Origin of the sequence: Algoriphagus aestuariicola (genome assembly GCF_017254835.1) — a bacterium.
In the GTDB taxonomy this organism is placed as follows: Bacteria; Bacteroidota; Bacteroidia; order Cytophagales; family Cyclobacteriaceae; genus Algoriphagus; species Algoriphagus aestuariicola.
The window spans coordinates 322,368-346,941 of sequence record NZ_JAFKCW010000003.1 but is presented as its reverse complement, the minus strand read 5'-3'; the positions used below and the strand labels follow the sequence as shown (position 1 = coordinate 346,941).

20 protein-coding genes are annotated in these 24,574 nt (G+C 48.0%); 16 read left to right on the top strand and 4 right to left on the bottom strand.

What is annotated here, in order from left to right; genetic code table 11:
• Window positions 1–181: 181 nt before the first annotated feature.
• Complete coding sequence (locus tag J0A67_RS14110) at window positions 182–1,012, bottom strand: SGNH/GDSL hydrolase family protein (protein WP_206570006.1); 831 nt, start codon at window positions 1,010–1,012, stop codon at window positions 182–184.
• Between the two features lie 164 nt (window positions 1,013–1,176).
• On the opposite strand from J0A67_RS14110, the gene J0A67_RS14105 reads away from it, so the two are divergent.
• The 3 genes from J0A67_RS14105 to J0A67_RS14095 all read left to right on the top strand — a co-directional run bounded on the left by J0A67_RS14105 (window position 1,177) and on the right by J0A67_RS14095 (window position 5,632).
• A complete protein-coding gene (locus J0A67_RS14105) occupies window positions 1,177–3,090 on the top strand; it encodes a glycoside hydrolase family 127 protein (protein ID WP_206570005.1) in 1,914 nt (637 codons plus the stop codon).
• Window positions 3,091–3,184: 94 nt separating this feature from the next.
• Window positions 3,185–3,844, top strand: a complete 660-nt coding sequence (locus tag J0A67_RS14100; protein ID WP_206570004.1) for a hypothetical protein — start codon at window positions 3,185–3,187, stop codon at window positions 3,842–3,844.
• A 264-nt stretch (window positions 3,845–4,108) separates the two neighbouring features.
• Complete coding sequence (locus tag J0A67_RS14095) at window positions 4,109–5,632, top strand: SulP family inorganic anion transporter (RefSeq protein ID WP_206570003.1); 1,524 nt, start codon at window positions 4,109–4,111, stop codon at window positions 5,630–5,632.
• 81 nt (window positions 5,633–5,713) lie between these two features.
• Here the strand turns inward: J0A67_RS14095 and J0A67_RS14090 are convergent, their stop codons facing one another.
• Complete coding sequence (locus tag J0A67_RS14090) at window positions 5,714–7,060, bottom strand: alpha-L-fucosidase (RefSeq protein WP_206570002.1); 1,347 nt, start codon at window positions 7,058–7,060, stop codon at window positions 5,714–5,716.
• A gap of 78 nt (window positions 7,061–7,138) precedes the next feature.
• A complete protein-coding gene (locus tag J0A67_RS14085) occupies window positions 7,139–7,795 on the bottom strand; it encodes a thioredoxin domain-containing protein (protein WP_206570001.1) in 657 nt (218 codons plus the stop codon).
• Window positions 7,796–8,055: 260 nt separating this feature from the next.
• On the opposite strand from J0A67_RS14085, the gene rpsU reads away from it, so the two are divergent.
• The 6 genes from rpsU (at window position 8,056) to J0A67_RS14055 (ending at window position 13,290) form a co-directional block, all read left to right on the top strand.
• Window positions 8,056–8,250 (top strand): 30S ribosomal protein S21, encoded by a 195-nt coding sequence (rpsU, locus tag J0A67_RS14080; RefSeq protein WP_206570000.1) that lies wholly within the window; start codon window positions 8,056–8,058, stop codon window positions 8,248–8,250.
• 264 nt (window positions 8,251–8,514) lie between these two features.
• Window positions 8,515–9,399, top strand: a complete 885-nt coding sequence (locus J0A67_RS14075; RefSeq protein WP_206569999.1) for a tyrosine-type recombinase/integrase — start codon at window positions 8,515–8,517, stop codon at window positions 9,397–9,399.
• 37 nt (window positions 9,400–9,436) lie between these two features.
• Window positions 9,437–9,742, top strand: a complete 306-nt coding sequence (locus J0A67_RS14070) for an HPF/RaiA family ribosome-associated protein (RefSeq protein WP_206569998.1) — start codon at window positions 9,437–9,439, stop codon at window positions 9,740–9,742.
• 17 nt (window positions 9,743–9,759) lie between these two features.
• The gene (locus J0A67_RS14065; protein ID WP_241265198.1) at window positions 9,760–11,316 is read left to right on the top strand and encodes an ArnT family glycosyltransferase; all 1,557 of its coding nucleotides are present in this window, start codon (window positions 9,760–9,762) and stop codon (window positions 11,314–11,316) included.
• Window positions 11,317–11,397: 81 nt separating this feature from the next.
• Window positions 11,398–12,369, top strand: coding sequence for a glycosyltransferase family 2 protein (locus tag J0A67_RS14060; RefSeq protein WP_206569997.1), 972 nt, complete (start codon window positions 11,398–11,400; stop codon window positions 12,367–12,369).
• A 39-nt stretch (window positions 12,370–12,408) separates the two neighbouring features.
• Window positions 12,409–13,290 carry a lysylphosphatidylglycerol synthase transmembrane domain-containing protein gene (locus J0A67_RS14055; protein ID WP_241265197.1) on the top strand — a complete coding sequence of 294 codons (882 nt, stop codon included), beginning with the start codon at window positions 12,409–12,411 and terminating at the stop codon, window positions 13,288–13,290.
• Between the two features lie 63 nt (window positions 13,291–13,353).
• Here the strand turns inward: J0A67_RS14055 and J0A67_RS14050 are convergent, their stop codons facing one another.
• Entirely contained in the window at window positions 13,354–13,764 is a 411-nt protein-coding gene (locus J0A67_RS14050) for a hypothetical protein (protein WP_206569996.1), read from the bottom strand.
• 63 nt (window positions 13,765–13,827) lie between these two features.
• On the opposite strand from J0A67_RS14050, the gene pyrF reads away from it, so the two are divergent.
• The 7 genes from pyrF to J0A67_RS14015 all read left to right on the top strand — a co-directional run bounded on the left by pyrF (window position 13,828) and on the right by J0A67_RS14015 (window position 24,369).
• The gene (pyrF, locus tag J0A67_RS14045; RefSeq protein ID WP_206569995.1) at window positions 13,828–14,643 is read left to right on the top strand and encodes an orotidine-5'-phosphate decarboxylase; all 816 of its coding nucleotides are present in this window, start codon (window positions 13,828–13,830) and stop codon (window positions 14,641–14,643) included.
• Window positions 14,644–15,201: 558 nt separating this feature from the next.
• Entirely contained in the window at window positions 15,202–18,618 is a 3,417-nt protein-coding gene (locus tag J0A67_RS14040; RefSeq protein ID WP_241265196.1) for a SusC/RagA family TonB-linked outer membrane protein, read from the top strand.
• A gap of 31 nt (window positions 18,619–18,649) precedes the next feature.
• Window positions 18,650–20,230, top strand: coding sequence for a SusD/RagB family nutrient-binding outer membrane lipoprotein (locus J0A67_RS14035; RefSeq protein ID WP_206569994.1), 1,581 nt, complete (start codon window positions 18,650–18,652; stop codon window positions 20,228–20,230).
• A 133-nt stretch (window positions 20,231–20,363) separates the two neighbouring features.
• Window positions 20,364–21,659, top strand: a complete 1,296-nt coding sequence (locus tag J0A67_RS14030; protein ID WP_206569993.1) for a DUF2851 family protein — start codon at window positions 20,364–20,366, stop codon at window positions 21,657–21,659.
• A 56-nt stretch (window positions 21,660–21,715) separates the two neighbouring features.
• Window positions 21,716–22,351, top strand: a complete 636-nt coding sequence (locus J0A67_RS14025) for an acetyltransferase (protein ID WP_206569992.1) — start codon at window positions 21,716–21,718, stop codon at window positions 22,349–22,351.
• Between the two features lie 178 nt (window positions 22,352–22,529).
• Window positions 22,530–23,528, top strand: coding sequence for an oxygen-dependent tRNA uridine(34) hydroxylase TrhO (trhO, locus tag J0A67_RS14020; protein WP_206569991.1), 999 nt, complete (start codon window positions 22,530–22,532; stop codon window positions 23,526–23,528).
• Window positions 23,491–24,369: a nucleoside phosphorylase gene (locus J0A67_RS14015; protein ID WP_241265195.1), complete on the top strand. Its 879-nt coding sequence runs from the start codon at window positions 23,491–23,493 to the stop codon at window positions 24,367–24,369. Before trhO ends, J0A67_RS14015 begins: the two co-directional genes overlap by 38 nt.
• The last annotated feature ends 205 nt before the right edge of the window (window positions 24,370–24,574 follow it).

The following is a 24,574-nucleotide window of genomic DNA, read 5'->3' as shown; positions in this document are numbered from 1 at the left end:
GGTATTGAGAAAAAGAAATTGGTTCAGGATACTGCTCCACGCTGGAAGCATGCAGCGCGAATCCTAAAATAACAAAAAACAAACGCAAACAATTACCACTATACCCTAGTACAGATTAAGTAAAATCGCGTGGGTGGAAATTTGTCGCATCTCCCCAATGTGCTTTGGTACGGACTGAGCCCTATTTCAGGATACTTTCAAAAATCGGAAGCAGTTCCTTCGCTATGATTTGGTATCCCTTGTCCGAGGGGTGCAGTCCATCGTAGGTGATCGCCACAGTCTTTGGAGGATAAGGGTATTCATCTTTTTCCGGATCAAAGGGCACACCGACAAAGTCAGGATAGCGGTACTTTTGGTATTTGCCGGTCTCGGGATTTTTGAGCCATTTGTATTTCACCAAGTCGGCAAGTCCCATGTCTTTTTGATGGTATAGATCCGCTACAGGCAGCCCTTCTTGGACACCGATTGCTTTGATCGCGTCAGCAAAGTCCTCTAGCTTCTGGCCATTTTTTTCCCGATAGGATCCAAATGCATTGTTTTTGGGATTATTGATGTAGACGAAGTCGACGCGCTGCATGGGGGTGATCAGGATGATTTTTGCATCTGGATTGAGGAGGCGGATCTTGTCGATCATCACGCGAAAGGCTCCATTTAGAGTTTCGTGCCCAGTTGCGTTTTGGAAGTCAGAGTAGGCGCCAAGCGGCTTTCCTCCCCACCAGTCATTGGTTCCCAGGAATATGCTGTAAATGTCAGCCCGCGGGATTTCCAGCTTGTCAAATTCCTGGGCAATCTTCACCGCCGTCCAGCCATTATATCCTTTGTTGACGATCTCGAGCTCGGGAAATTTTTCCCCGATCAGGGTTAGATAGCCCTTACTGATCCTGTTGCCCGTTTCGTCTTGATGATCATTCAGGTAGGTGATCGAGTCTCCTATCGCGACCCAGGTCGAAGGGGCCGGACTTTTTGCGGAGAAAAAAAACAAGCATACGATTACGAGAAGGTGCTTTTTCATGGGAACTGGACAAAAATTGAAGTGGAGGTCAGGGTTAGCCAAAATAGGACTTCCTGTCGGAAAGACCTCCCATACTTTCATGGAAAGATGGATCCTTGGCAAATTTTTCAAAAGGATAGGGACATGGTGTTTGTGATTCCCTATTTTTAGAAAAATGCATCGCCATGAAACTTAGGTTGCTTCTAGTGGTTTTTTTGATATCCAGTCAGACTCTTTCCGCCTGGCAAGGGCAACTGCCACTTCAGGTCCACAGTTTCTCGGAGATCCAGATCACGGATGCATTTTGGAAACCTAAGTTGGAAAAGGTCGCCGAAAAGTCCCTCCCCGCGGCGATCTACCAGACGGAGGTTAAGACAGGTCGTATCCGGAATTTTGAGAAAGCGGCCAGAAAGCAAGGGGAAGAACACGAGGGGATCTACTATGACGACAGCGACGTGTATAAGCTGCTCGAAGCCATAGCCTATTCCCTGCAGAACTTTCCCGATGCAGAGCTGGAGGCGAAAGCTGACGAGTGGATTGAAAAGATAGCCGCTGCACAGGAGGCGGATGGTTACCTCAATACCTATTACTCACTGACCGGCCTGCAACAGCGATGGACTGATATGGAAAAGCACGAAGCCTATTGTGCTGGCCATCTGATGGAAGCGGGGGTTGCCTACTTTCAGGCCACCGGAAAAAGGACATTGCTCGATGTGGCAAGTCGCATGGCAGATCATATCGATCGCCAGTTTCGTCAAGCAGATCGTCCTTGGGTGACCGGGCACGAGGAGATTGAGCTGGCGCTGGTGAAGCTCTACAAAGCCACCGGGGAAAAGCGCTATTTGGATCTGGCAGACTGGTTTCTTGACCAGCGGGGAAGAGGTTTGGGGAGGGGCGCGATATGGGACAAGGCCGAATGGGGACCAGACTATGCCCAAGATGGAGTTCCTGTAAAGGAACAGAAGGAAATCACTGGGCACGCGGTACGTGCGATGTACCTCTACACCGGGGCCGCCGATGTGGCTGCGAACCAAAACGATCCCGGATACATGAATGCCATGAAGACGGTGTGGGAAGACGTGGTGTATCGCAACATGTACATTACGGGTGGCATTGGCTCATCGGGAAGCAACGAGGGCTTTTCCGTCGACTATGACCTTCCAAACGAAAATGCGTACAGCGAAACCTGTGCGTCCGTGGGGATGGTCTTCTGGAATCAGCGCATGAATCTGCTCGAAGGACAGGCTCAGTATATCGACGTGCTCGAGCGCAGTCTCTACAATGCTTCGTTGGATGGGCTGAGTTTGACAGGAGACCATTTTTTCTATGGCAACCCCCTAGCCTCATCCGGCCAGCATAGCCGAAAGGAATGGTTCGGCACTGCCTGCTGCCCTTCCAACATATCCCGCCTGGTCGCATCCGTCGGAGACTACATCTATGTCAAAAACGAATCTGCGCTTTGGGTGAATCTTTTTATCGGAAACCAGACTGAGTTTGAGCTGTCGGGAACCAAGGTGGCCGTGGAGATGGAAACGGATTTTCCCTGGGACGGAAAAGTATCCCTGCAGCTTAAGCCCGCAAAAGCCACGGAGTTTGCAATCCATCTTCGTATTCCTGGCTGGGTTAGGGGAGAACCTGTCCCAGGTGAGCTTTATCGGTTTTTGGAGGAGAATACGTCCGATCTTCTTGTTTTTGTGAATGGTGAACCAGCGGATTTTGAGGTGGAAAATGGCTATGCAGTACTCGAAAGGCAGTGGAAGGCAGGCGACCAGATTACATACAAAATGCCGATGGAAGTGAAAGAAATCAAATCCAGACCGGAAGTTCTCGCCAATACCGACAAGATAGCGATACAGCGCGGACCATTGGTTTACTGCGTCGAAGGGGCCGACAATGGGGCTTCGCTATCGGAGTTGGTCGTGCCGAAAAAGGTGGAATTTGAAGTGGTGGAGACCCAAGTGCTGGACGAGCACATTCGGGCGATCAAGCTTTCTGGAGAGGTCGCCTCAGAGTCGGTTTCGGCTACGGCAATTCCATATTACACTTGGGCAAATAGAGGCCCGAATGAAATGTACGTTTGGCTCCGAAAAGAAAAATGATCTTTGCTTGGATATAGGGCATATTTCTAGGTCGGAAAATACTTATCTTTCTAGTATCTAAACCGATTCACTTTTATTCTAAATTCTTTACAGCATGAAAAAAATAGCTTTAGTGTGCCTATTGTTTTTGGCAGGAAATCTGGCTTTTGCCCAGACCGCACCCAGTACGAGTCCCTGGTATGTGGTGTCCGCATCCGAGACTATCCTTTCTTGGGGAAGCGTAGAAGCCACAGGACTGGAAACGAAGAATATCGCACGTTTTACACCTTTTATCAACATTGGATTGTTGCTTCATCGGGACTTCAATGAAAAAACCGGATTTTATACCGGCCTAGCTTCCCGAAACGTGGGTATCATCACCGATCTCAACGACTCCATCCGCATGAAGCAACGCGTCTATACGCTCGGGATACCAATTGCTTTCAAGTTTGGGGACATGAAGGGCAATCTGCTCGCAGCGGGAATTGACAACGAGTTTGCAATCAACTATAAGCAGAAAAAATATGTGAATGACGAAAAAAGCAAAACCAACATTTGGTTTAGCGATCGGACAAATATCTATCTGCCTTCGGTCTTTGCAGAGTTTAAGTCGAAAAAAGGGAGTTATTTTAGGTTTAAGTATTATTTGACGGACTTTCTGAAGACTGACAATCAATCCGTCAATGAGCCGGGGGTTGTCTACACGCCTACCCAAAGTACCATGATGTACATCTCCGTAGGCCATATGATCAAGACCCGAGATTTGGTGAAATAGCCGGGCTTCCGGAGATCTTTCAAGGCTGCGCTTCTGGCGCAGCCTTTTTTTTGGCTAGTAAAACGAGGGATAGACACTGTTTCCTACCACTGCCAAGGCCAGGCCCTTGGATAGTTGTGAGTTGGGGGTTGGTTGGCGTTTCGTTTTTAAAAATCTAATTTTGGGGCCCTTTAGTACGTTTCGTGGCCGTTCTTGGTGACACTTTGGGATATCGGCCACTATATATTTCTTTCAAAAAACCGATCCCGAATCCGGGACTTTCTAATGAACCAATACTTGAATCTATTTGACCTGTCGCAGAAGGTCGACTATAAGACCGAAGTTTTGTCAGGGCTGACGGTCGCATTAGCGCTCGTTCCCGAGGCGGTTGCTTTTGCGATGATTGCCGGGTTGTCACCACTCACTGGACTGTATGCTGCTTTTATGATGGGCTTGGTTACCTCCATTTTCGGTGGCCGGCCGGGGATGATTAGCGGAGCTACGGGAGCAGTGGCGGTGGTTTTGGTGACTTTGGTCAAAAGCCACGGGGTTGAATATGTCTTCGCTACCGTCGTCTTGGCCGGGGTTCTTCAGGTGGCTGCTGGCGCTCTTAGATTGGGCAAACTGATACGTCTGGTTCCCCATCCGGTTATTTTCGGTTTTGTCAATGGTCTCGCCATTATCATCTTCATGTCCCAGCTAGACCAATTTAAGGATGCTTCTGGGAATTGGCTTACAGGTAGCGCACTCTATGTCTTGCTGGGATTGGTGCTGCTGACGATGCTGATCATTTGGGGCTTACCTAAGCTGACCAAGATTGTCCCAGCTTCACTCACCGCGATTTTGGTGGTTTTTGGACTGGTTTATCTTCTGAAAATTGACACCAAAACAGTGGGTGATATGGCTTCCATACAAGGCGGGTTTCCACCTTTCCATATTCCTAGCGTCCCGTTTACTTGGGAGACGCTCCTCACGATTTTGCCATTTTCCGTCATTGTCGCGGGAGTCGGGTTGATCGAAAGTTTGTTGACACTGAACATTGTGGATGAAATTACCGAAACCCGGGGTCGAGGAAACAAAGAGGCGGTTGCTCAGGGTACCGCCAATATTCTTTCAGGACTTTTTTCCGGAATGGGGGGCTGCGCGATGATTGGCCAAAGCCTGATCAACGTGTCCAACGGCGCCAGGGCTCGGCTATCCGGAATTGTAGCCTCAGTGATGTTATTGGTTTTTGTGATGTTTGGCTCGACATTGATTGAGAAGGTTCCCATGGCTGCACTCACAGGACTGATGATTATGGTGTCCATTGGGACTTTCGAGTGGGCAAGCCTGAAGACTTTTACGAAATTCCCCAAATCGGATGTGTTTGTGATGGTATTGGTCACCTTGGTCACGGCGGTTCTCCACAATTTAGCTTTGGCGGTGGCGATTGGGGTCGTGATTGCGGCGCTGGTTTTTGCTTGGGACAATGCCAAGCGCATCCGCGCAAGAAAGTATGTCGATGAGCAGGGGGTAAAGCACTATGAGATTTACGGGCCACTTTTTTTTGGCTCAGTAGCTGCTTTCAATGAGAAATTTGAGGTGCTTACTGATCCAGATAGCGTAATCGTTGATTTTGCGGAAAGCAGGGTGGTCGACATGTCCGCGATTGAAGCCTTGAACAAGATCACGGACCGCTATCATAAGGTCGGGAAAACGGTTCATTTAAAACACCTCAGCCCAGATTGCAGGCAATTGATCAAAAACGCAGAGGAGGTCATCGACGTGAATGTGATCGAAGATCCTACCTACAAGGTGGTGTCGGACTAACCCGCGGGAGTTCCGTGTCGAAATCAAAAGCCCGAGGATCTGAGGAGCCTCGGGCTTTAGTTTGAAAGGTTGTGATCCATTCTAGTTGCTTTCGATGACCTGCCCGTGTTCCCGGTAGAGATCGACTGGGCCGTCCAGCAAGACTGCCAATACCGTGATGTCCTTGTCATAGACATGTTCTGGAATGTCGATGTACTTCATGCCAGGCACTGCACTCCAATACATCTTGCCGACTTCCCTAGACTGGAGCTTGGTACCGTTGCCCACTACCCAGACACGCTGGATTTTGTTTTTCAGTCCTTTGATCGCCAAGGATTCATTTACCTTGTAGTCTAGGTAGATGTAGAGGATGGTTTTGTCAGGGGAGAGCGCAGTTGGAGCGTATACGTGCCCGTCTGGAATGCCCGCCTGGGTATTGTAGATCGCCGACTCATGCTTGGAGGTCCATCGGCCAAATTCTTTGAGGATGTTTTCAGCTTCCACTGGGATGGATCCGTCTGGCTTTGGCCCAAAGTCCAGCAGGAGATTTCCCCCCATGTGCAGGCAGTCCACAAAGATCCGAAGAAGCTCACTCGGTGACTTGTACTGGTGGTCGTTGCCTTGATAGCCCCAGCTGTTGTTCATGGTCATGCACAGCTCCCAATAGGATTCCTTCGGCCGGGAAACCGGAACACCCTGCTCTGGAGTGGCATAATCGCCGAAGCCCGGGCCGAGTCGGGAGTTGATGATCAGGTTGGGGTTGTAGCCCAGCAGCTTTTTCTTCAGCTCGGCGCTTCTCCACTCCTCTGGCTTGTGCTCCCAATCACCATCAAACCAATAGAGGTCTGGCTTGAATTGGGTGGAAAGCTCGGTCAGCTGAGCAAAGTTGAAGTCGGTAAATTTTTTGAATCGCTGGGGATCATTTTTGTAGCGAAATGCCTCTCGCGTTTTTCGGTCATAGTCGGGATGGGACCAGTCCAAGACGGAAAAATAGATTCCTTTTTTCAAACCTTGATCCTCCAGCGCCTGCATGAACGGCCCCACTAGATCCTTGCCTGCTGGGGTCTTTTTTACTACAGACAGATCGCTGGCTTGTGTATCCCATAGCGCAACTCCGTCGTGGTGCTTGGCCGTAAGCACGGCATACTTGGCCCCGCTTTCTTTGATCAGCTTGGCCCATTTTTGTGGATCGTAGTTTGCCGCGGTGAATCCGGCTGTCTGCTTCATGTAGTCTTCGTACCGGATGTAGTCGTTGAAAAATGACCAGGACTCGTCGATTCCGTTAACAGAGTAAATCCCCCAATGGATAAAGATCCCCAGTTTGGCTTGTTGAAACCAATCCATTTTCTCGGGATTTTCCTGTGCAAAAAGAGGGTTGAAGTGGAGGCTTAGCAATGCCAAAGCCGCGAGTGCCGCGAGGCGCTTTGACCAATAAGAAAGGGATTTCATAGTAATTACTGGGAATGGAGCCCAAAACTAGGTTATCCGCCCTACTTTTCAACTTTTGGAAAAGAATATTCCTCATATTCATTCCGTGAGTGTTTCACACATTCTTTCGTAATCGAACCACGGCTGCTTCAAAACAACGATTCCATTTTCTACCAACACTGCCATATTGGGAGCTTGACCTGCGAAATTCCAAAACCTGTTCTCGGGCCCGTCCAAAAGCACTGGGATTTGGATATTGGATTCCTTGATCCATTGATCTGCCAATCGAATCCTCTCGCCCATAGTCTTTGGTTGGGGAGCCGAGATGCTGTCGCGCAGATTGGACGCTGCCAGCCAAACCTCTGGCTCGGCTGAATATGGACTAGGCGAATCGTCAGGATGAGCTTCTAGGGTATTGACTAGATAGATGTCGACAGTGGATCCAAACTCCCGGAAAAGGCTCTGAATGTCTTCCATGTTTCCTCGGGTGATATCGCATGTATAGCTTCCGGAAATCAAAAGGATAGCTTTCTCATGCTTTTTAAAATCCATCTTTAGTGGATCTCCAGAGCGCGTGTAGAGCAGGAGTGAGTCGACTGGATCTCCCTTCTGTATTCCGAGCGGGGAAAAATCCATTGCATTCATCACTCCCTGGGAAACACCAAATTGGATTTTTTGGGAGTTTTCCCTTTGGCATCCAAGCAACAGAGCCAGCATTAACAGGATGCTGGACATCGTAAAAAATGATTTTTTCATGAAACAAAGTGAGGTAGCTAATAGTGGAGAGCGGAATAAACCTAAAAGGGCAATAGTTTTATCTAAAAGATTGGTTGGAGGGAATTTTTTCGATTTAAACTTGCCGGAGTTTTGTTTATCCGGACGAAAACCGCCGTGGAGCAGAAAAAAGTGTTTGTCCGCTCGTCCCGAGTCAGAAGCTTTTCGCCACAATTTCTTCTGAATCGTATTGTTTTTCAATTGTCTTGCATACCTTTGCCCCCCGAAAGGAGGTGTATACTATGATCATTGTAAACGTAAAAGAGAACGAATCCATCGAAAAAGCGCTGAAGCGTTTTAAAAAGAAGTTTGACAAAACCGGTGCGGTTCGCGAACTCAGAGCGCGTCAGGCGTTCACGAAACCTTCTGTCGTAAGAAGAGCACAGGTCATCAAGGCTGCTTACAAACAACAACTTCGCAACGAAGAGATGAAGTAATCAGAATTGATTCCCCATACAGACGCACTTGTCCCTCAGGCAAGTGCGTTTTTGTTTTTATACTCCTGTGATTTTTGTCAGCCAAGACTTTCCTTTTTTCCGTTATCTTTTCAGTAATATGGATAGCAGCTTCAATACAAACAGGTTTAATACTTCTCTCGAGGCTATTGGATTGACCACTTCCGTTTTCAAGCATGCGTCTTTCAGACGGCAGGGAGTGGGACCGTTCTTCACTGGCAGAATAGCCTCCTATCACGCCAAGCAATGATAGATTCCTTCATCAACTATCTCGAGTACGAGAAAAGAAGCAGTCCGCACACCGTCGTAGCCTATCGGAAGGATCTGGAGCAGGTCCGGGACTTTGTGCAGCTGTCGTTTGAAATAAATTCCCTGGAAGGCTGTACCCATTCGGAGTTGCGGGCATGGGTCATTGACTTGGTGGAGCAGGGGCTAAGTACCACCACCGTAAACCGCAAAATCGCCACGCTAAGATCGTTTTTCAAGTTTTTGCTTAGGTCAAGACTGGTCTCCCAGGATCCTACATACAAGTTAAAATCCCTTAAAAACCCGAAGAAACTGCCCGAGTTTGTACAAGAAAATATCATCGAGTCCGTATTAGAAGAAAGCGTTTACGAAGCCAATTTTGAAGGACAGCGGGACAGGATGGTGATGGAGTTTCTGTACCTTACCGGGGTCCGGCTTTCGGAACTCACCTCGCTTAGGTGGAGAGACCTAAACTTGGTAGAGGATCAGGTAAAAGTTTTGGGAAAACGCAGCAAAGAGAGGATAATCCCTCTTACAAGAAAGCTAAAGCAGAATATCATTTTGTACAGAAAAGTATTTGAGGAAAGGTTTTCAAAAATTGGGGGGAATGAGTACTTTATTACGAGCAATCGGGGTGAACAAGCCTATTCTATGATGATATATCGGATTGTTAGACATTATCTGGATCTTTTTGCCCAAACCACTCGGCGCAGTCCCCATTTGCTCAGGCACACTTTTGCCACACACCTGCTCAATAAGGGAGCGGACCTCAATGCTGTCAAAGATTTGCTGGGCCACGCCAGCTTGGCTGCCACCCAGGTCTACACGCACAATTCAATGGAAAAACTGAAGGCTGTGTTTGAACAGGCACATCCCAAAGCGTAAATAAATCAATTGTTCAACCACTTAAATGCAAATCGCTATGAAACTGCAGATGCACTCCATCCACTTTGACGCGGATATCAAACTGATCGACTTTATTCAGAAAAAGGCTGACAAACTGGACACCTTTTATGATAGGATTATCGATGGAGAGGTTTTTATGAGGCTCGATAAAAACGAAAAAAATGAAAACAAGATAGTTGAGATCAAGCTCAATGTGCCCGGAAAGCAGTTTTTTGCCAAACATCAAGCCGACTCGTTCGAGGCAGCAGCAGACGAATCAATCGAGGGATTGAGACGCCAAATCAAGAAACACAAGGAGAAAGTCGTACTGGTCAAACAGTAAAACGGACAAATAAATAGATGAAAGCCTCTGGGAAACTGGGGGCTTTTTTATTTTTGCTTTCCCGCATGAAATCAGAATCCCGCTACACCCTAGGCTTTTGGACCATCACGCTCTTGTTGGCAATCGTGAAGATCCTTTTTACCCTCCGCCCGGAAGTCAACCTGTTTACCGAAGAAGCCCAGTACTGGCTCTGGTCGCAAAATCTGGACTGGCACTATTACTCCAAGCCCCCCCTGGTAGCGGTGCTGAACTTCCTCAGTACCTCTGTTTTCGGAAATACCGAACTCGGTGTCAGGATCAATGCGATTTTGGCTGGCGTGGGGATCTCATGGGTTACTTTTCTATTTGGTGCCTATTTGTACGACAGGAAAACTGGCTTCTGGGCGGCTATGGTGATGCAGGCGATGCCGGTCTGGTGGCTGGCTTCGACTTTTCACATGACTGATTCTTCCCTCACTTTCTTTTGGGCGCTGGGGACATATCTTGCCTTTCGGGCCATATGTGAGGGCGAAAAACGGTTGTGGATTTGGGCCGGCCTCGCCACATCGATGGGATTGATGGCAAAGGTGGTCATGATCCTGCTTCTGCCAACGGTATTTATCTATCTGCTTTTCGCCAAGAAGATGAAGGCTCAAAAAGGCAACTTTATACTCTTCGTTGGGCTCAGTTTGCTCGGGTTTATACCCGCCCTGATTTGGAACTGGGAGAACAACTTCGATACGTTCAAGCACCTTGCCACCCTTGGCGGGGCGGGTGGTGGCGAGTCCAAGCCTTTTGATTTTGGGAATAGCCTCAAGTGGTTTTTGGAATACTTCTCAGGACAATTGGCGATCATTTCCGTGTTTTTGTTGCCTGCTTGGATCCTTTGTTTTTTGGAAATTTTCAAAGTCAAAGAGAAATCATCCATCTATCTGATCTTGCCTGGATTGGTAACATTTTCGGCTTTTGCCGCTCTTAGTTTTCTAAAACGAACCGAGGTCAATTGGCCGGTCTTTGCATACACTGGTTTCTCGGTTATTTTAGGAGCTTGGATCGTGCGACAGTCCAAGGCTTGGAGGAGGTACGCGAAGGGGGCCATCATGCTGAGCATTGGCATTCCGGTGATTTTTTTGCTGCCGGATTTCTCCGGGCTGAAGTCCATCCCCGCGATAGAAAGAGGCGAGCAGAAAGCACTCAATCGCCTGAGTGGGCACCATACGCTGGCAAAGCGCTTGGATTTCTTGAAAGACAGTCTGGACTTGGAAAACGAGTTCTACTTTTCGGACTCCTACCATACGTCATCGGAGCTTTCGTTTTACCTTGCGGGGCATCCTCAAAGCTACGTGATGAACATGGGCTCCCGCAAAAATCAGTTCGATCTCTGGGAAGACATGAGTCAGTATCAGAACAAGGGAAATGTCGGCGTATTCGTGAGCATGAACCACGAGAGTATGGAAGGCCGTGCGACCTTTGACAGTCTGCTCTATGAGGAGACTTTTGTGCCCTATTTCGGAGAATATCCGGTCAGGAAGGTCAAAATCCAGGTCTGGAAAAACCTCCGTTCCTATCAGCCCTTTATCCCGGATTCCTATTGACGCGGTTGGATGGCGGCTGTCTCGCCTCTTAAATTTTGTCCCCGAAGGTAAAATGGGCTACTTTTGGGGAAATTTTAGCTCATGACCAAGCCGTTGATTTCCGTTGTCATCACCGTTTACAATGAGGAGGAAAACATCAAACCCCTACTGGAAGCCACCTATGCGGCGCTGTCCGAAATCGAGTACGAAGTGATTCTGATCGAGGATGGCTCGACCGACCGAACGGTCTCAGAGGTCAAGAAATTTGCAAACGACCGCACCAAGCTGATCATTTTCAACAGAAACTATGGACAGACCACAGCCCTGGCCGCCGGGATCGACATGGCTACTGGTGAGTACATTGCCACCATGGACGGGGATCTCCAAAACGATCCGACGGATATCCCGGTGATGCTGCAAAAGGCGATAGACGAAGATTGGGATGTGGTCGCAGGCCGCCGGGCCAATCGCAAGGACGGCTTTGTGCTAAGAAAAATCCCATCCAAAATCGCCAACTGGGTGATCCGAAATACAACCAAAGTTTACCTGAAAGATTATGGCTGTACGCTTCGGGTCTATAAGGCAGACATCGCTCAGAACATGGGGCTGTACGGGGAATTGCACCGATTTATCCCAGTGCTTGCCAAGCAACAGGGGGCGAAGATGACTGAAGTGGACGTCAAACACCACCCAAGGATCCACGGAGAATCGAAATATGGATTGAGCCGGACCTTCAAAGTGATGTCGGATCTGATCCTCATGCTGTTTTTCCAAAAATACTTTCAGCGGCCGATCCATCTTTTCGGGGGACTGGGACTGATTTCCCTGATGCTGGGATCGTTGATCAGCTTGTATCTCCTGATTTTGAAAATTCTGGGCGAGGACATCTGGGGCAGACCGATTATGATCTTGGGTTTTATCCTGATCCTTGGCGGGATTCAGCTGATTACGACGGGGATCATCGCGGAAATAATCGTCCGAACATACTTTGAATCCCAACACAAAAAGACCTACAAGGTCAAGTCGGTGTACCAAGGAGTGGGAACTGCAATAGGCAGTCTCAGTGGGGAGTAGGCAGTATGTTTTTTTATTAGGAACCTGATTTTTGCCAATTTGAGCCAAAGCAAGCGCATCTGGAACAAGCTGAAAACCGCGCTGAAGCTGGCGCTGACTGGTCTGGCACTATACTTGGTGTTTCGAAAGATCGAACCGGATCAGCTTTTGGTTTTGGTGGAAACCATCCACTGGCCATGGCTGCTCCCAGCAGTGTCGATCTTTGTGCTGAGCAAAGTTGCAACCGCACTCCGACTCAATCTCTACTTCCAAAACATTGGACTGCATATCAGCGAGGGCCAAAACTGGCGACTCTATCTCGTGGGCATGTTCTACAATCTTTTTCTTCCCGGCGGCATTGGCGGCGACGGCTACAAGGTCTATTTGCTCAACAAACACTTTAAAACACCCGTCAAAAAGCTGATACAAGCGGCCCTTTTGGACAGACTAGGAGGTTTGGTGGCAATTGTATTTTTGCTCTTTGGATTCTTTTTGTTGGTAGATATCCGGATAGACTGGCTGGAGTCTAAGCTCTGGAATGGACTGATGGTAGCGGGATTGGCCTTGACTATCCCCGCTTTCTGGGTGGCACAAAAACTGTTTTTCAAAGATTTCCTACCTTCTTTCTGGCTTGCAAATGCCTGGTCTTTTGCCGGTCAGGTGGCGCAGTTGGTTTGTGCCTGGTTTATCCTTCTCGCTCTCGGTGTCCACGAAAAATTGCTGGCGTACCAATTGGTTTTTTTGCTTTCGTCCATCGTGGCGGTCTTGCCGCTGACGATAGGTGGAGTGGGAGCCCGGGAGTTGGTTTTCGTCTACGCGCACACCTATGCGGGTATCGAGGAAACGGCGGCAGTAGCCTTTAGCATGATTTTTTTCCTGATCTCTGCGGCCGTTTCGTTGGTCGGAGCCTTTGTCAAAATTGATTTGGTTGAAAAAAACTAAAACTCGGGTCTTCTGATTTTGGCAATTCCTTCGACTTCGCACATTTAGATCATTGGAGTCTTTCTAATTCTGCTTCAAAACTTCTTTCACAGGAAAATAGAACTGTCCATCACCTTTTTTGGTCACTTCCCAGAGAATTTTTTGGCCATCAACCAAATAGGTTAGTCGAATTTCAAAATCGGAATGGGAATAAGCGCTGGTTATTTTGCCTGAAAAAATGTTTTGACAATGCCGGTCCAAGAAAATGGAAAAGTCCTCAAGCATACAATCTATCCTCTCTCCATTGTAATAAACTCCGCAGTGTGTTCCCAGAAAGTCATAATTAAGCTTCTGATCAGGATCGGTTTTTTCCAAAAAAATCTCAAACAGATTATCTTTTTCCTCTGCCCATCTCCAAGTACCCGATAGGTCTTGACACAAAGCAAATTGATTGATCGCAAAAAAGTAGGAGAGTATGGAAAGGTATGATTTCAATAATTCAAATTTGGTAAAAGTAACTAATTCTGATTTCCTACCTTTGCCCAAATTCCAAGATCCATGAACAGAGCTGAGCTTTTTGCCCAAATCCAGAAAAAATCATCCTTTTTATGCGTAGGACTTGATCCGGATCTGGCAAAAATACCTGCTCACCTGCACTCGGAACCAGATCCGATCTTCAGCTTTTGCAAGGCTATCATCGAGGAGACGGCCGATTATGCGGTAGCCTACAAGCCCAATATCGCATTTTTTGAGGCTATGGGGCCAAAGGGCTGGGAGACACTTCAGAAAGTGCAGGAGTTCATTCCGAATGACATTTTTACCATTGCCGACGCCAAACGGGGTGATATCGGAAACACCTCCAAGCTCTACGCGAAGGCATTTTTCGAGCAGATGGCGTTCGATTCAGTGACGGTGGCTCCGTATATGGGGGAGGACTCGGTGACGCCTTTCCTTGAGTTTGAGGGCAAATGGGTGATTCTGCTGGCGCTGACCTCCAACGCAGGTTCGCTGGACTTTCAGCTGATCAAGGACGAAAACGGAAAACCGCTCTACCAGTCGGTGCTCGAAAAGAGCCAAGGCTGGGGCTCACCAGAAAACCTGATGTACGTCGTCGGCGCGACCCGCGGGGAGCTGATTGGCGAGGTGAGGAAAGTGGTTCCTGACAATTTTTTCCTGGTACCCGGTGTAGGGGCACAAGGCGGCAGTCTCGCCGAGGTCGCCAAATATGGCATGAATTCAAGCTGTGGTCTTCTGGTGAATTCGAGCCGAGGCATCATCTATGCTTCTGGGGGACTGGATTTTGCGTCTGCTGCCAGGACGGAGGCCGCCAAGCTTCAGGCGGAAATGCGGGTGCTTTTGGAGACCCATCTCTAAATTTTTTTTACGACTTGCCGGCTCTCTAAATATAGGGCGCATGGACTATTTATTGATTTTTAATTGTATTCTCCTAATCGGAATAGGATTTTATCAGATAGGACAATAATTTTTTTTCGAGGCTTCGGACAGGAGGGCTGATACATTAGTCTGAATTTCAGCAGGAAATACTAATTGTGTGAAAATTTGGATTTTGGCGCGCTGACAAGTGTCCCGCCCAACTTTTTTTATATCCAAAGCCAATAATCCAAATATATATCTGCAAAAGTAAGGTTTTAGGTCGTGGAAAAACACAGCTTCGACCGCGCCGTGAAATATTTTTTTACCAAACTACCCTTATTCGATATATTTTTTTATTCTAAGTCGCTTCCATTATTCAAAAAAAAATATTTGATTTCGGGTACTTTTAAAAGAAATTTCATTTTGAGATAACGTTCTTTTAAACAATTTAAATAACCCTAACTACTTACCGCATGAATGGAAAAGCAACAAAGACTAGATCAGTAAACCCCAGTTGTTATTAACTAATGAATTTTAAGTAACTCAACCCAACAACAAATGAAAAAACAAGTACCCCAGCTATGGAAGCCAAAGGCGCTGTTTGGAAAGACAGGGACCATCCTTTTGGCTCAGGGCATGTTTTTAGGCGCTGTGCTTTCAGCACAGGCAGCTCCTAATTATGCCGCAAGCCTGCTTCCTTCCATGACCGCAAGTGCAAATGCAGAAGCGGATGTCACAATCACAGGAACGGTGGTGGACGAAGCAAACAATCCTCTACCGGGAGCAACAGTCACCGTACTCGGTACAACAAAGGGCACCGTCACCGATCTCGATGGGAAATACACCTTGGTGGTAGCTGAAAACGCTACGTTGGTATTCTCCTATTTGGGCTACACCACTCAGAATATCGAGGTTGGCAGCAGAACCGTCATCGACGTAGTCTTGGCAGAGGAGACTTCTCTACTCAATGAGGTCGTTGTGACCTCATTCGGTATGGCGAAGGAGCAGAAATCTCTCGGCTACGCGACGACAACCATCAAGTCGGACGAACTGATCAAGGTGGGTACACCAAACGTGGTGACAGCACTCTACGGTAAGGCTCCGGGTGTGAGAATCCAAACGGGTGCCGGTGGCGCTACCACTGCGGCAAACATTACCGTGCGTGGGATCAACTCGATCACCGGTAGAAACCAGCCACTGATCGTATTGGATGGGGTTCCTATCCGAAACGAAGAGGTCACCAATACCAACTACTGGGGTGATCAAAGACTGAGAGGCAACGGCCTCTTGGATATCAACCCGGAAGATATCGACAACATCTCCATTCTGAAAGGTGCGTCCGCAGCAGCGCTTTACGGTTCTGAAGCGGTAAACGGTGTTCTATTGATCACTACCAAAAAAGGTACTGCTGGAGCAAAAGGCTTTGCTGTAGACTTCAATGCCAACGTTTCCTTTGATGAGATAGCTTACCTACCAAGGTATCAAACCGTGAGAGGTCTGGGCGGTCCTAGGCACGTATTTGGTTTGGGTCAAGATGATGATGGCTTTAACTACGAAGCCGGAACGGGGATCAGAATCCAGCCCAATACTTCCATCAACTTCGGTCCTGAATTCGATGGACAGCCTATGATGGCATGGGATGGTGTGCAACGGCCTTACGTGGACCAAGGAGACAACTATGCGGCATTATTCAATAGTCCGGTGAGTTCCCAATTTAACGTTGCGGTCTCCAATAGCGGTGAAAACGGAAGTGTGCGATTGTCATTGACGCGTCAAGATAACGAAGCACTTAGCTTGAATTCTAAAAACAGCAAAAACATCATTAATCTGAACTCCACTTATAACCTCAACAAAAAGGTGAAAGTGGATCTGATGGTGAACTACATCAATCAAAATACCGCAAACAGACCAGTCTCTGTGGATCGTATGATTAACAACTTTACTGGAATGATGTCAAGATTTGACAACGGAGAATGGTACCTAAACAAGTACCAGACCAGTGATGGCTACAGATTCGTGACTGGAAACGGGCAAAGTTCCACTCCTGACGAAAATATTGTCTACAATGGTTTCAGGGGCGATATCGCTGACTACGTATGGAGAGTAAACAAAAACCTCGCTTCCGAGCTTAGCAACCGCGTGATTGGTAGCTTGACCACGCACTACCAGATCACGGATGAATTGAATTTCAGAGCACGTATTTCAACTGACTTTACATCCAGATATTCTGAAACCAAAAATTACACCGAAAGACCTTTGGCCTTTGGCCCATCCGGAGGGTTTGGGATGCAGGACGAAAACTACAGCATTCTATACGGGGATTTGATGTTGACCTACAGCAAGAAGCTCACGGACGAGATCACGCTGAGTGCGATGGCAGGTTATACGGCTAGGAAAGACGAAGGGGATATGGTCAGCAGAAGTACCAATGGTGGTCTGAGCAGCGAAAACCTCTTTGACATCGTGGCTTCCACTAACCTGCCATACAGCGATTCATGGAGAAGGTACCAAGTGATTGACGCAGCGATAGGTACACTAAATTTCGACTACAAGAACATGTGGTTTGTAGAAGGCACTTTGCGTAGAGACCGTACTTCTACCATGAATCCGAACAACAATGCCTTTGTCTATCCTTCGGTGAATACGGCTTTGACACTGACCGATGCGTTTGAGTTACCAAGCTTTATTACCTTCTCCAAATTGAGGGGGTCTTGGGGTATAGTAGGTAACTATCCGGATATATACCGTGCCAATATCGCCTATTCTCAAAATACCTTGGGTGTACAGCAGACGGGAGGATCAGCAGTACTTTATACCACGATCCCAACAGACTTTGGAAACGACGGAATCAAGCCCGAACAGAAACATGAATTTGAATTTGGCTTGGATACCCGCTTGTTCAACAATCGTCTGGGAATCGATCTATCCTACTACAATGCCCAGATCCGTGATCAGATCCTTCCTCTCACCCTACCAGCTACGTCTGGAGCGAGATCGGTATTGACCAACATCGGTACCCTAAGAAACCAAGGGATTGAACTAGCCTTGAACGGTACCATTTTCTCCACCAGCGACTTCAGATGGGATATGACGCTGAACCTCGCCAGAAATATCAATAAAGTGGAAAAGTTGGCAAACAATGCTACTGAACTGCTCCATGCAGATTATGATGGAGGCGCGGCGCAGTTGAAATCGGTGGTAGGCCGTCCTATGGGCGATTTCTACGCCCATCCGGTTGAGACTGATGCAAACGGCAACAAGATCGTGCAGCCAAATGGTCTGCACAAAATCGATCCGAACAACTGGATTCAAGTGGGTAATGCCATGCCTGATGCTGTGGGAGGATTCATTAATAATTTGGAGTATAAAAACTTCACCTTTGCCGCTACAATGGACTTCCAAATCGGTGGATCTGTGATGCCAACTGGTATCAACTGGATGACTTCCAGAGGTCTAACTGAGGAAAGCTTGAACTTCAGAAACGAAGCTTCTGGTGGCCTTGCCTACTACGTGAACGAAAACGGCAAAGGAGTTCAAGTCCCTCATTCTACCGCTGCAGGACCAGGTGGTGAAACTGTCTATCATGACGGGATGCTAATGGATGGGGTGACCGCTGATGGTCAAGCCAATACCAATGTAATTTCCCAAGCACTGTACTATCAGAGAACCTACAACTGGGGTGGTCCTCAGTATTCTGAGTCAAGATATGAGCTTTATATCGAGGACAATACTTATCTCAAGATGAGGGAGCTTTCTTTGGGATACACCCTGCCAGCTCATATTTCACGTAAAATTGGGGCCAGTAACCTGAACATTTCCATGTACGGAAGAAACCTCTTCTTCCTGTATAGAAATATCAAGGATTTGGATCCTGAGGTGTTGACCGGAGGATCTAGATGGTATCAAACTCTTACTTCTGCCGGTACCAACCCTGCGACCAGAACCCTCGGATTTATGCTAAGAGCTAAGTTCTAATCATCAGAATGAATCTAATCCAAAAAACGTCATGAAAATAAAGAGTCTATATCTATATGTCCTACTGGCGGCCGGCGTGGCTTCTTGTACGGAATCGCAATTCGAGGACGCATACACCGATCCGTCGAAGTTGGCTGAGACCACCGTTGGAAAGCAGTTCTCGGGAATGATCTATTCCAACCGGGAGTTTGTACTTCCCAGTTACTGGAATTACTTCGTCATTCATCGCATCACCAACAACCGCTACAATCAGGCAGTGGGTTGGGTGAATGTTGAGAATCAGTACGTGCCTGGATCTGCAGCAATAACCGATCGCTGGAATTCCTACTACAATGTCCTTGGACAGTTTCGTGAGATAGAGAAAGTGTACAACGCACTTCGGGAAGATGAAAAGGCTGATAAGCGTATCTATATGATCACGGGGGCTGCTTTCTTCTACGACTACACTCAGCAGGTAGTTGATCTCCACGGGGATATTCCTTGGACAGCAGCCGGTATGCTAAGCACCAATGGCGGAGACTATACCAAGTCCTACGCTAGCTATGACAACGCTGAAGATATCTACACCAAAATGCTGGATGATCTCGCAGGCTTTGCCGATGAGCTGAATACGATTGAGATTGAGCCTGCAGTCTTGACTGAATTCAGAACCCAGGATCTGATTAACAAAGGCAACATTGAAAAGTGGAAGGCTTACGTCAATTCTCTACGCTTGAGAATGCTGACAAGAGTGAGCGGATCCAGCACGTTTGGTGCAAGAGCTACTGCCGAAATCAATGAAATCCTTTCCAATCCAGCGACCTATCCGGTAGTGGCTGACAACGCTGACAATATCCAATGGGATGTGTTTTCACTTGGAACCATCTTGCCCGCAAACACATTCCAGAGCGGTCTGGAAGATTGGAACGGCAACATTGCTAGCAAAGCCATCATCGACCACATGCTTGAAAATGGAGATCCAAGACTGCCTTACGTTTTTGAGCCCGGCTTGGAAGCTGAAGGAGAATACTTGGGACTGGATCCTTTGATGAATGCGACAGACCAAACTGAATTGGTGGCGACCAATACGCTATCCATCTACAACAGATCTACGATCAGCAGAAACCAGTATTTTCCTGGCATCATTATCACAGCGTCTGAAGTACATTTCTTGGCTGCCGAATATTACCTGAAAAACAATCAGGCGGCAATGGCGAAAACCCACTACGAGGAAGCTATCAAGCAATCGCTTGCCTTCTATCAGTACCTGAGAAGCATCAGCAACAACAATGAAACTCCTGCTCCAGAAGCACCGAGCGATGCGGACATGGCGGCTTACTTGCAAGAAGGAGCGGTTTCATGGGATGCGGCTGCGTCAGCAGAGGCTAAGCTGAAGCTGATCGCTGAGCAAAAATGGTTGCACTTCAACGTGGTTCAGCCTATCGAAAACTGGTCAGAACTGAGAAGACTTGACTTGGTGGAGCTGACTTTCTGGACGGACCAGTCCAACCAGCAGAGCCTTCCTCCAAATCGCTGGATATACCCGGGCTCGGAAGCGACCTACAACCTGCCAAACTACTCCGTAGTACAGGGTGAGGACAACCTGACCAACAAAATCTTCTGGGCTAAGTAATCATAATAAATAGATAGAGTTCGAAAGCCGCATTCCTTTTGGGTGCGGCTTTTTCATTTTGAAGAAATTTCGCCTGTTGCATTCTGCTCGAGAAATTTTTAAATTCCAGGAACTTTTAGTCATCAGATTTTTTATGCAGTTCAGGGAAGACTTTTTACAGCTGGTTTGGAAGTATCTCTACTTCGACCGAAAAAACCTCAAAACCGTCGAGGACCAATCCATAGAAATCCTTTCGGTAGGGTTTCACAATCAGGGCGAAGGCCCAGATTTCCGTGATGCAAGCATCGTGCTGGACGGGGTCAAGCTTCACGGTCATGTGGAGGTACACCGCTTAGCTTCGGATTGGAAGCAGCATTCCCACGGAGGGGATCCCGCTTACAATTCGGTCATTCTCCATGTCGTTTGGGAAAATGACCGGGAAGTCCTACGCAATGACGGCACATCCATGCCCACTTTGGAGCTGAAAGGCCGGATCTTTTTGGATGTTTGGAGAAACTACGAGAGCCTACTTGACTTCAGATCAGACCTTCCCTGTGCGCATGCCTTGGCAAATGTGCCAGGGATTATCCGTTTTTCGGCATTGGAAAAAGCTCTGGTGGGAAGGCTCTATGACAAGTCTGATCTGATCCTGCACATGCTCGACCAAACCAAGGGCGACTGGGAGGAGACGGCCTATCGTTGGCTTTTTACCTGCTATGGGTTTAAGACAAACTCCCGCCCTATGGGTGAGTTGGCGGCATTGGTTCCCTACAAGATCCTGCAAAAACACCGAAATCAAATCTCTACTCTGGAAGCTATGTTGCTCGGGCAAGCGGGGCTGTTGCCCGAATCATCCGAAGAGCCTTATGTCGCTCACCTGATTGATGAATATCGTTTTTTGCAGAAAAAATTCAAATGGGACAGTCCGATGTTGCGGCAGCATTGGAACTTCATGGGGGCAAGACCCACCAACTTTCCGACGCTGAGATTGGCCCAGTTGGCGGCGGTACTTGCGCAGGCTCCCGGTTTGCTCCAGTCCGTCATGGAAGGCAGTCGGGAGTTTTCTGCTTTCAAAATGCTCTTCCAAGTCGCTCCCTCAGATTATTGGCGATACCACTATTCCTTTGGCAAGCCCACAGAAAGAATCGCGTCAAAGGGCATCTCAGGAGGTACCTTGGAACTGTTGATCATCAATTTTGTAATCCCCCTCTGGTTTGCATACGGACGCTATTTTCAGCAGGAGGAATGGCAGGAGCGTTGCTTTGACCTGCTTCAAACGATCCCGGCTGAGCAGAATTTTATTACCAGGAAGTTTGGAGACAAAGGCTTCCTAGCTGCCAATGCCTTTGACTCCCAGGGAATGATAGGACTCTTTCGGGGCTTTTGCGAAGCCCAAAAATGCTTATCGTGCAAAGTCGGCCAAAGTCTTCTCAAAGGTCAATCCAAATGAAATTTTGCGCAAGCGAGTGATTTCCCGTACTTTTGCAGGCCAAAACCAAAGCTTCCATGGACAAACCGGTGATCATTCTTGGCGCAAAAGGCATAGCCCATCCCGCCCTCGAGATATTTAACAGCAACCAGGTCATCGTCTACGGCTTTTTGGATGAGGACGAAAGCATCTACGGTACCGAAATCAATAGTATCCCCATTCTGGGTAACACCGAGGACGAAGGATTTCTGAAATTGGTGGGAAAAAAGACTGAGGCGTTTGTGGCGGTAGACGATACTAAGTACCGCAAGTTTTTGGTAGAGATGCTTCACGATGTCCGTAAAGTCCAGCCAGTAAACGCCATCCACCAGCGTGCGTATATCTCCACGGATGCGAGCATTGGCCACGGCAATTTCATCAACGCTAACGTGTTGGTGGGCGCTGGGACTGAGGTGGGAAGCCACTGCATTTTGCACACTGGGGCGATCATCGACCACAAAGTGAAGGTTGGTGATTTTGTTCAGATCGGTGCCGGCTCCATCATCAATGCCGATGTGACCATAGAAGAGGGGGCATTTATTGGTTCGGGGGTGACTATCGTCGGAGGGGTGACTATCGGCAAAGGTGCCCGAGTAGGCGCAGGCTCGGTGGTGATAGCCTCGGTGGGAAAGAATGAAACGGTCTTCGGTAACCCCGCTGCAAAAGTAAAGTAGGAGGTACGAGGAACGAGGAACGAAGTACGCAGGTGCAGGAGAAATTTCCCTCGATTTATTCGTAAAAAACAGTAATCAGGTAAAAGCGAACATAGAGTATTGAACGCCGAACGTCGAATTAACATCTGACTTCAAACATACAACATCCCAAACACCCTGCCGAAACAGGGCGCTAGTTATGGAAAACAACAACAACAAACCTTACAGCATCCTGCTGTACTACTGCTACGCCAAGATTGAAAATGCCGAGGCGTATCGAGAGGAACATCACCTCTTCTGCGTGGAAAACAACATCCGCGGTCGAATCATCATTTCAGACGAGGGGCTAAACGGCACCGTGTCCGGACTGCATGAGGATTGCGAAAAATACATGGCCTATATCCATGCCGATCCTCGATTTGCCAAGACCGAATTCAAGATAGATCAGCACGAGAAGCATGCTTTTGCCAAGATCCACTGCCGATACAAGCCAGAGATCGTCCATTCCTCCTTGCGCCACCTAGACCCAAATGTGCGGACTGGAAAACACTTGGAACCAGAAGAATTCAAGGCGCTCAAAGACCAGGAAGACGTAGTCATCCTCGATGTGCGCTCCAATTATGAGCATGAACTCGGAAGATTCAAAAATGCTCTCACGCTTGATATCGACAACTTCCGCGATTTTCCAGAGAAAGTAAAAGAGCTGGAACATCTGAAAAACAAGAAAGTACTGACCTACTGTACGGGGGGAATCAAGTGTGAAAAGGCTTCCGCCTTCTTGCTTGAGCAGGGATTTGAGGATGTCTATCAGCTCCACGGAGGAATCATCAAATACGGCATGGAAGCTGGAGGAGAGGATTTCGAAGGCAAATGCTACGTCTTTGACAACCGCATCGCCGTGGATGTAAACTCGGTCAATCCTAAGGTGATATCCAAGTGTCATGTCTGCGGGACCGACTGCGACCGCATGGTCAACTGCGCCAATCCAACCTGCAACGAGCACTTGGCTATCTGTGAAAAGTGTGGATGGGAGCTGGAAGGTGCCTGCTCTGTGGAGTGTAAGGACAATCCTGAGAAACGCCCCTATGACGGCACCGGCTACTACCAAAAAAACTCCAACGGATACAATCCTTTTAAGGGACTTTACCGTTCCACGTCCCATGAACTACACCAACATGGAGAACCGACACATTCCTGAGTCTGAGCTGATCCTCAATTCCGACGGGAGCATTTACCACTTACATCTGAAGCCAGAGCATCTGGCTTCTTTTGTTTTCACGGTAGGTGACCCGGATAGGGTGCCGTTGGTTTCCCAACACTTTGAACAGATCGACTTCAAGATCAAAAAGCGGGAATTTGTCACCCATACTGGCTGGAAAAATGGGAAGAGGCTAACAGTCATGAGCACCGGGATGAGCACGGACAACATCGAAATCCTCCTGACCGAACTTGACGCCCTGGTCAATGTCGATTTGGAAAGCCGATTGCTGAAAACCAAAAAGACGCAGCTCCAGATTGTCCGATTGGGAACCTCGGGGAGTTTGCAGTTGGATATTCCAGCAGGATCGCTACTGGCCTCGGAGATCGGCATAGGACTGGATACGCTCATGATGTTCTATCCCCATTTGGCAGGAAACCATGATCTTGCCCATGCCATCCAGAAGGAGCTGGATTTGAGCTTTCTGCCTTATCAAGCCGCCGCCGATTCGGATTTGCTTTCGAAAGTCGAGGGCAAGTTCATCAAGGGAATCACCCTGACGTGTCCAGGTTTTTATGCCCCACAGGGAAGACACGTCGTGCTCAAGCCGCGCATACAATTCATGCTGGAGCGTCTTTCTGACTTATCTATTGACGGAAAAAGGCTTACCAACTTCGAGATGGAGACCGCCGCATATTATGCGCTGGGCGAATTGCTCGGTCATCAGATGCTCAGTCTTAATGCGATCGTGGCCAACCGCCCTTTGAAGAAATTTGACCCTGAGGCCAACAAAACCATTGAGCGCTTGATACAGGCAGCTTTGGAATGTTTCGGCTTTTGAAGCAAAGGCTGTAGGATCTTCCCCACCCGTCCACACCACTATCTTTCGGCTTATCCGCCGGCTTGTCCGACTGGAAAGAATTTGCTGTTTTTTTAAACCCAAAGTGCTTGTTATTAGTAGTATAAAGTGGTTTCTCACAGGAAATGCACTGAATTACTCCTCTACTCCCCGCCCATTAGAGGTATTCGGTGCTTTCTCCTTTTTT

Coding starts and splice junctions, on each gene's coding strand:
- J0A67_RS14110 (WP_206570006.1), bottom strand. CDS start 1,012: ATGAAAAAGCACCTTCTCGTAATCGTATGCTTGTTTTTTTTCTCCGCA.
- J0A67_RS14105 (WP_206570005.1), top strand. CDS start 1,177: ATGAAACTTAGGTTGCTTCTAGTGGTTTTTTTGATATCCAGTCAGACT.
- J0A67_RS14100 (WP_206570004.1), top strand. CDS start 3,185: ATGAAAAAAATAGCTTTAGTGTGCCTATTGTTTTTGGCAGGAAATCTG.
- J0A67_RS14095 (WP_206570003.1), top strand. CDS start 4,109: ATGAACCAATACTTGAATCTATTTGACCTGTCGCAGAAGGTCGACTAT.
- J0A67_RS14090 (WP_206570002.1), bottom strand. CDS start 7,060: ATGAAATCCCTTTCTTATTGGTCAAAGCGCCTCGCGGCACTCGCGGCT.
- J0A67_RS14085 (WP_206570001.1), bottom strand. CDS start 7,795: ATGAAAAAATCATTTTTTACGATGTCCAGCATCCTGTTAATGCTGGCT.
- rpsU (WP_206570000.1), top strand. CDS start 8,056: ATGATCATTGTAAACGTAAAAGAGAACGAATCCATCGAAAAAGCGCTG.
- J0A67_RS14075 (WP_206569999.1), top strand. CDS start 8,515: ATGATAGATTCCTTCATCAACTATCTCGAGTACGAGAAAAGAAGCAGT.
- J0A67_RS14070 (WP_206569998.1), top strand. CDS start 9,437: ATGAAACTGCAGATGCACTCCATCCACTTTGACGCGGATATCAAACTG.
- J0A67_RS14065 (WP_241265198.1), top strand. CDS start 9,760: ATGAAAGCCTCTGGGAAACTGGGGGCTTTTTTATTTTTGCTTTCCCGC.
- J0A67_RS14060 (WP_206569997.1), top strand. CDS start 11,398: ATGACCAAGCCGTTGATTTCCGTTGTCATCACCGTTTACAATGAGGAG.
- pyrF (WP_206569995.1), top strand. CDS start 13,828: ATGAACAGAGCTGAGCTTTTTGCCCAAATCCAGAAAAAATCATCCTTT.
- J0A67_RS14040 (WP_241265196.1), top strand. CDS start 15,202: ATGAAAAAACAAGTACCCCAGCTATGGAAGCCAAAGGCGCTGTTTGGA.
- J0A67_RS14035 (WP_206569994.1), top strand. CDS start 18,650: ATGAAAATAAAGAGTCTATATCTATATGTCCTACTGGCGGCCGGCGTG.
- J0A67_RS14030 (WP_206569993.1), top strand. CDS start 20,364: ATGCAGTTCAGGGAAGACTTTTTACAGCTGGTTTGGAAGTATCTCTAC.
- J0A67_RS14025 (WP_206569992.1), top strand. CDS start 21,716: ATGGACAAACCGGTGATCATTCTTGGCGCAAAAGGCATAGCCCATCCC.
- trhO (WP_206569991.1), top strand. CDS start 22,530: ATGGAAAACAACAACAACAAACCTTACAGCATCCTGCTGTACTACTGC.
- J0A67_RS14015 (WP_241265195.1), top strand. CDS start 23,491: ATGAACTACACCAACATGGAGAACCGACACATTCCTGAGTCTGAGCTG.